The sequence below is a fragment of the Methylobacterium sp. Leaf94 genome (genome assembly GCF_001426045.1).
GTDB lineage: Bacteria > Pseudomonadota > Alphaproteobacteria > Rhizobiales > Beijerinckiaceae > Methylobacterium.
The window spans coordinates 21,261-27,260 of record NZ_LMRM01000029.1; the positions used below are offsets into that span (position 1 = coordinate 21,261).

A 6,000-nucleotide genomic window follows, 5' to 3' on the forward strand; every position below is an offset into this window, starting at 1 on the left:
CTGAAGATCGGGCACTTTTCAGTCCCCGAAATGCGTGGCCTTTTGCTGGTGATGCCAATCCGCCGCGTAGACCTCGCCTTCTATGCAATCGACTGGCCGGAACTTTCGGCCGTGATCCGCTCCGAGCGCGCGATCGTTGCGAGGGAGTGGGCGGCTTATCGAGAGGTCGTCTTCCATCTTGGTGATGGCCGCTGATGGGATGTCGCGACAACGGTCTGGGATTGCGCCGACCAAGCGGTCGCCGTCTCGGTTGGGACAGCTGTCGGCCTCAAGCAGGTACGCTCAACACGTGGTTCTGGTGACGGCGCATCGCGATCAAGCCATCGCTAACAATGCGGGCATGAACCTCGTCGCTTCCTGTCAGCACTGCCACATCAACCACGCTCGCCCGAAGCATCGACGACGACGCTGGCGGACGCTGTTTCGGCGCAAGGCTTCAGAGGATCTTTTTCGCGGCCCCTGCCGCGGTGGCTGAGCGCCGAGGGACACGCGAAGTCGCTCTCGATCGCAACGCTGCCAGCGTTCCAACCGTCGCGATGCTGCAGAATCGGTGATCCTGGGCAGGCCTGATGCCCTAGACAGATGGAGCAGGCATCCCCTTCAGGACGGCTTCATGGAGAAGGCGGAGCCAATGGATCGCCTCCCGGGCTTTGGCTTCGGCAATTTCAGCCCGCCGCTCCGCGTCAGCCACCGAGCTCTTGCTGGCGTTACTGGCATCGACGATCGCCTCGATGTTCGCGAGCGTGATCGACCAGTCGAACTCGTCGGTCTCCGCCTTCGGCGTGGGCTCAGACCTACGGGACAACGTATCCGTAAAGTTCTCAGGAATCAGACGATTCAGATCGTCGCTCGAGTGGGGGAACGAAGTGCTGAAGATGTTCCGAATCCGCTCCGCTTCCTGATCGAGCGAATCCACGAGGAGGGGTTTCTCGGCTGCTTCCATCACGTATGCACCCCAGTCCAGGATAGTCTAGTCTGACCTTAGAGAAGAATCATCTTGTAAAAATCGGATTAAAAGCAGCGCGATCGTCACGTTCGGGAGGCTGCGTTGTGAATTGCGGGCATATTTCAAGATGGCGGGATGACCGCGCAAACACGCAGGACCGCACGCATCGGATCTGCCAAGGGGGGGCGCCAGATCCGTCTGGCAGGCCTGCATTCCCTGGCGCAGTCGGCATGAATACGCCGGCGGATGGGGTTACCGCGGTAGCTGGGTTCAGTGGTGACTGCGCTGGTCCCAGAGCAGGTTGCTGATCCGCGATGCACTGCACCAACATAAAAGAGAGGGCCCGTACCGGATTCGACGGGATGGATCTCCGCGCTACCTGCGGTTTCCGGCAGCTATGCTGCGGCGAGAACGAAATCGACGCCCTGCGCGACGATGACTGGGCTGTAGGCGTGGGGGCCGTCGTACTCGACTGCCATGACCGGGTATCCGGCCTCCCGCAACCGGGCGACATGAACCCGCGCGCTGCGATCGATCGGAATCTGCTCGTCGCGGATTCCATGGGAAAGGAAGATCCGTGGAACGCCCGATTGCAGGTGAACGGACAGGAAGCCGGCCGAGGAGACGAGGAGATGGGTGACCACATGCCCGTTGGCTAGGCCGAGGGAGAGCGTGTAGCTGCCACCATCCGAGTGGCCCGCGAAAATCAGATGCGTCGGATCGAGTAGGTAACGGGTGCTCACCTCGGCCAAAGCCTCGTCGACACGCTCGCGGTCGGGTCCATGGCCGCCAATGACGAGATCCCAAGTCGGGAACATCGATTGGGGTGCCAACAGTAGGAAGCCCCGCGCTTGGGCATGGGCCTCCAGCATCGGCAGGATCTTCTCTGCGCTGCCGCCACCACCATGGAACAGGACCACGAGAGGTGTTGGCCGGCGTGGATCGACGCTTTCGGGTACCACGAGGATCGCGTCCCGCTCGGCGAACAGCCCGAGACAATGGCGACCGGGGGGAAGAGGCTCCTTGGTGGGGAGCCGGTGCGCGAAGGCGAGCCGGCCGGCGAGGCGGGGATCGATCAAGCGGGAACCCTGGGTTTCGGAAGCAGTCGGAGGGGAGGCGTCAGTCAACCGGCCATGTCCGCCTGGAGGGGCTTGATCTTCAGTTGATCGATCAGCCAGCGCCATCCGCCATCGGCCTGGCGCCGTGCGGTTTCAGCCGAGATCGTCCCGTTGGGCAGTCGCGCGAAGGTCATGGCGTGATCGCCGTTCCGGATCGCCGGGAGGGTCTCGGCGACCGGAAAATCAGACTTGCGCGCCAAGAGGTCGGCATAGAATTGCCGGATCTCGCCGTGTCCGGTGGCCACGACCTTCCCGGCCGCCAGCACCGCATCGGGCTCGTAGAGGGCAACGAGGCCGTCCACGTCGCCTGCATTGGCGCGTTCGTTGAAGAGGCGGGCGAGGTCTTCCGGCTCGTGGGCGATCGGCGGGTTCTGGCCGGAGACTTTCGGTGATGTCGTCATGGCGACTCCTTCCTGGAAAAGCATAAGGCTCAGGTGAGCAGCGTGCCGGCACTGTCCCGGACAGAGACGACGACGGGGATGCCGGCCTGCACGCTTTCGGAAACCGTGCAGAAGCGCTGGAACTGCTCCAGCACCCGGTCGATGCGGGGTACGGAGTCGGCGGTCGCCCCGAGGCTGATCGCGACCGCGATGCCGGCGATGCGCAGACGGTTCTCGGCGTTGCGGGTGACCTCGCAGTGCGCCTCGGCCCGGATGCTGCCGGCCTCTTGCTTATACTTACCGAGCGCGAAGACGAGGCTGGCGCACAGGCAGTTCGTCACCGAAGAGACGAGGAGCTGTTCGGGGAACGGGCCTTCGCCGCTGCCGATGGGAATGGCCTCATCGACCATCAGGTGGGGCAGGATTCCACCGAAATCGATCGCGAACTTGTAGCCCTCGATCTGAGTGATCGTGATGCTCGGGCCTGGACCCATGGCGGCTCTCCCCTGCCGATTCTCGTTGCCTGCAGCGTGCCGGCGTCATCCGAGAACGCTGTCACCAAGGCCCAAGCTCCCTGGGGCAATTGACGTCAGCTCCGCGAGTTGACACCTTATCTACGTTGGCATACCAAATACCAACGATTGGAACAGCGAAAAATACCAAGTCCTTCCGACGCCATCGAACGGCTTCAAGTCTGACGGACAAAGAGGGGAGTGTTCCATGCCGATGGATGACCATCGTCTCGCCCCAGGTTCGAGCCCGCCCGGTCGATAAACCGGGCGACGGAGACGATATCCGCAGCACGGACAGGGAGATGAGGGTCAGCGCATGACGAGCCCGATCGATTTTGCTGTCCTGGTGGCAGCAGCCGGCGATGCCGTTGTGGTGTCGGACACGAGCGGTGCGATCACCGTGTGGAATCCCGCCGCGACGCGGATCTTCGGGTACGCGGCGGAGGAGGCGGTCGGTCAGTCTCTCGATCTCATCACCCCGGAGCGTCAGCGCCGGCGCCACTGGGAGGGCTATGCCAAGACCATGAAGACGGGCGTCACCAAGTACGGTGCCGACGTCCTGCGAGTCCCAGCCATCCATAAGGATGGCCACACGCTCTCCATCGCCTTCACGGTCGGGCTGATCCACGGCCTCGACAACGCCGTTACGGGTATCGCCGCGATCATCCGCGATGAAACCCAGCGCTGGAACGACGAGCGTGAACTACGCCGCCGCTTGGCGGCCCTCGAATCCCGCGTCGCCTGAGGGCGAGGCGCGACAGACCGCCGGGATCACCCACCACGGGTTTCCGGCCAACCCAGAACCCGGATCGACCGGGCAAGCCGCGAACTTCGACAATCGTCTGAGCCAACAGGGAGAACGCCACGATGAGCAAGCCGCTCGAGGGTATCAAGATCATCGATTTCACCCACGTCCAGGCTGGTCCGGCCTGTACCCAGCTACTGGCCTGGTTCGGCGCCGACGTGATCAAGGTGGAGCGCCCTGGGGCCGGCGACGTGACGCGCACGCAGCTTCGCCACGTCGAGGATGCCGATGCGCTCTACTTCACCATGCTCAACTCCAACAAGCGTTCCCTGACGCTCGACACCAAGACTCCCGAGGGCAAGGAAGTCCTCGAGAACCTAATCAAGCAATCCGATGTCATGGTCGAGAACTTCGGCCCTGGCGCCCTCGACCGCATGGGCTTCTCTTGGTCCCGCATCCAGGAGCTCAATCCCGGCATGATCCTGGCGTCGGTGAAGGGCTTCTCGGATGGCCACCACTACGAGGACTTGAAGGTCTACGAGAACGTGGCGCAGTGTGCCGGCGGCGCGGCCTCCACCACTGGCTTCTGGGACGGTCCGCCTACTGTGAGCGCCGCGGCTCTCGGTGATTCGAACACCGGCATGCACCTGGCGATCGGCATTCTCACAGCGCTTCACCAGAAAAACAAGACCGGCAAGGGCCAGAAGGTCGCCGTCTCGATGCAGGACTCGGTGCTCAATCTTTGCCGCGTCAAGCTGCGCGACCAGCAGCGTCTCGATGCCCTCGGCTACCTGGAGGAATACCCGCAGTACCCCCACGGCGAGTTCTCGGATGTGGTGCCGCGCGGCGGCAACGCGGGTGGCGGTGGACAGCCAGGCTGGGTGCTGAAGTGCAAGGGCTGGGAGACCGATCCGAACGCCTACATCTACTTCACGATCCAGGGTCATGCCTGGGCCCCGATCTGTAAGGCGATCGGCAAGGATGAGTGGATCGACGATCCGGCCTACAACACCGCCCGCGCCCGCCAGGACAAGATCATGGACATCTTTGGCACGATCGAGGCTTGGCTCGCCGACAAGACGAAGTTCGAGGCCGTCGATATCCTGCGCAAGTTCGACATCCCGTGCTCACCGGTGCTGTCGATGAAGGAGATCGCCAACGATCCGTCGTTGCGCGCCAGCGGCACCGTTGTCGAGGTGCCGCACCCGAAGCTCGGCTCGTACCTGACCGTCGGCAGCCCGATCAAGTTCTCCGACATGCAAGTCGAGGTGAAGGCCTCCCCGCTGCTCGGTGAGCACACCGACGAAGTCTTGCTCGATCTCGGCTATACCCAGCAGCAGATCGAGCAGTTGCACCAGGCCCGCGCCGTCTGAGGCGGCGTCTGAAACGGAAACGCCAGTGGCCTGTTCTCGGACAGGCCGCTGAATTAAGTAAGATGGCGCGCCGTGAGGCGCGCCATTTCCGTTTTCTGGTACCGGGGCGAGGCTCGCCCATACGGCTTGTCCGTCATCGGCCCGGACGACCGCGGCATGGAAATCCTGGCACGGGGCCGCAGTGACGGGTTAGATGCCGGAGCGAGACGCATCTTGCGCAAGGGACGTCCCGAGGCGCCGCAGGTCGGCGGCGAGGATCATTCGGTGAATCGGCCCCACTGGCGCCATGTAGGCCCGGCCGAACGCATTGTGGACCACAACCGACGAGGTGATCGTGAGACGGCGACCAGCTGTCGCGAGGCAGATCATGACGTCGAGATGCCGGTCCCGCGTGGTCAGGACGAGCATGTCCGGCGTACTCTGTTCCACCAAGAAGAAATCCAGTTTGTCCCCCGTGCAGACATGGGTCCGCCGCTCCCTGGAAAAGCCGCCGATGGCCTTGACGCCGAAGCGGGTTGCGATCGCATCCCTCACGCGAAAGGCGAGGGTCATGAGCGGTCGCGGCTTCGAGGCGATAGCGTTCCAGACATCGAGCGGGCTGACAGCCGTCGGGAGGATTACGGACTGCGTGTCGTTATAGTCGAGCTCTTCGCGCGGGCGCAGAAGTCGGACCGGTGGAGTCTCAGCCAAGCTTTCTCTCCTACCTGGGCGGTGGCCGAAGTCTCATACCAACCCTCACTGATCAGAACGCATGGGCCCATCGGCGCAGTCCGATGGACATGRGGCGCCAGGGTTGGGCGATGATYTTGTTCCAGGCATCGCAGCAGTGATCGAGGATGTCGTCGTAGGATTGGAAGATCCGGTTTCCGAKCCAGTTGTCCCGCWTGAACTGCCAGAGGTTCTCGACCGGGTTGAGTTCGGGTGAG

7 protein-coding genes and 1 pseudogene are annotated in these 6,000 nt (G+C 63.1%); 2 read left to right on the forward strand and 6 right to left on the reverse strand.

Annotated elements, in window-relative coordinates:
- Positions 1-574: 574 nt before the first annotated feature.
- The 4 genes from ASG63_RS15130 to ASG63_RS15145 all read right to left on the reverse strand — a co-directional run bounded on the left by ASG63_RS15130 (position 575) and on the right by ASG63_RS15145 (position 2,938).
- Positions 575-943, reverse strand: coding sequence for a hypothetical protein (locus ASG63_RS15130; RefSeq protein ID WP_056217934.1), 369 nt, complete (start codon positions 941-943; stop codon positions 575-577).
- 398 nt (positions 944-1,341) lie between these two features.
- Positions 1,342-2,025, reverse strand: coding sequence for an alpha/beta hydrolase (locus tag ASG63_RS15135; protein ID WP_056217938.1), 684 nt, complete (start codon positions 2,023-2,025; stop codon positions 1,342-1,344).
- A 44-nt stretch (positions 2,026-2,069) separates the two neighbouring features.
- Positions 2,070-2,465 (reverse strand): YybH family protein, encoded by a 396-nt coding sequence (locus tag ASG63_RS15140; protein ID WP_056217941.1) that lies wholly within the window; start codon positions 2,463-2,465, stop codon positions 2,070-2,072.
- A gap of 29 nt (positions 2,466-2,494) precedes the next feature.
- The gene (locus tag ASG63_RS15145) at positions 2,495-2,938 is read right to left on the reverse strand and encodes an OsmC family protein (RefSeq protein ID WP_056217944.1); all 444 of its coding nucleotides are present in this window, start codon (positions 2,936-2,938) and stop codon (positions 2,495-2,497) included.
- A gap of 334 nt (positions 2,939-3,272) precedes the next feature.
- On the opposite strand from ASG63_RS15145, the gene ASG63_RS15150 reads away from it, so the two are divergent.
- Together ASG63_RS15150 and frc are read left to right on the forward strand one after the other, a co-directional pair.
- A complete protein-coding gene (locus ASG63_RS15150; RefSeq protein WP_056217947.1) occupies positions 3,273-3,701 on the forward strand; it encodes a PAS domain-containing protein in 429 nt (142 codons plus the stop codon).
- Positions 3,702-3,823: 122 nt separating this feature from the next.
- Positions 3,824-5,074, forward strand: coding sequence for a formyl-CoA transferase (gene frc / locus ASG63_RS15155; RefSeq protein ID WP_056217950.1), 1,251 nt, complete (start codon positions 3,824-3,826; stop codon positions 5,072-5,074).
- A 189-nt stretch (positions 5,075-5,263) separates the two neighbouring features.
- On the opposite strand, the gene ASG63_RS15160 is transcribed toward frc, so the two are convergent.
- A complete protein-coding gene (locus ASG63_RS15160) occupies positions 5,264-5,764 on the reverse strand; it encodes a DUF2867 domain-containing protein (protein ID WP_056217953.1) in 501 nt (166 codons plus the stop codon).
- Between the two features lie 52 nt (positions 5,765-5,816).
- Positions 5,817-6,000: pseudogene (locus tag ASG63_RS15165) on the reverse strand (IS630 family transposase); the annotation flags it as partial.

Excerpts from the sequence above, each read along its gene's own strand:
- ASG63_RS15130 (WP_056217934.1), bottom strand. The coding sequence starts at position 943 with ATGGAAGCAGCCGAGAAACCCCTCCTCGTGGATTCGCTCGATCAGGAA.
- ASG63_RS15140 (WP_056217941.1), bottom strand. The coding sequence starts at position 2,465 with ATGACGACATCACCGAAAGTCTCCGGCCAGAACCCGCCGATCGCCCAC.
- ASG63_RS15145 (WP_056217944.1), bottom strand. The coding sequence starts at position 2,938 with ATGGGTCCAGGCCCGAGCATCACGATCACTCAGATCGAGGGCTACAAG.
- ASG63_RS15150 (WP_056217947.1), top strand. The coding sequence starts at position 3,273 with ATGACGAGCCCGATCGATTTTGCTGTCCTGGTGGCAGCAGCCGGCGAT.
- frc (WP_056217950.1), top strand. The coding sequence starts at position 3,824 with ATGAGCAAGCCGCTCGAGGGTATCAAGATCATCGATTTCACCCACGTC.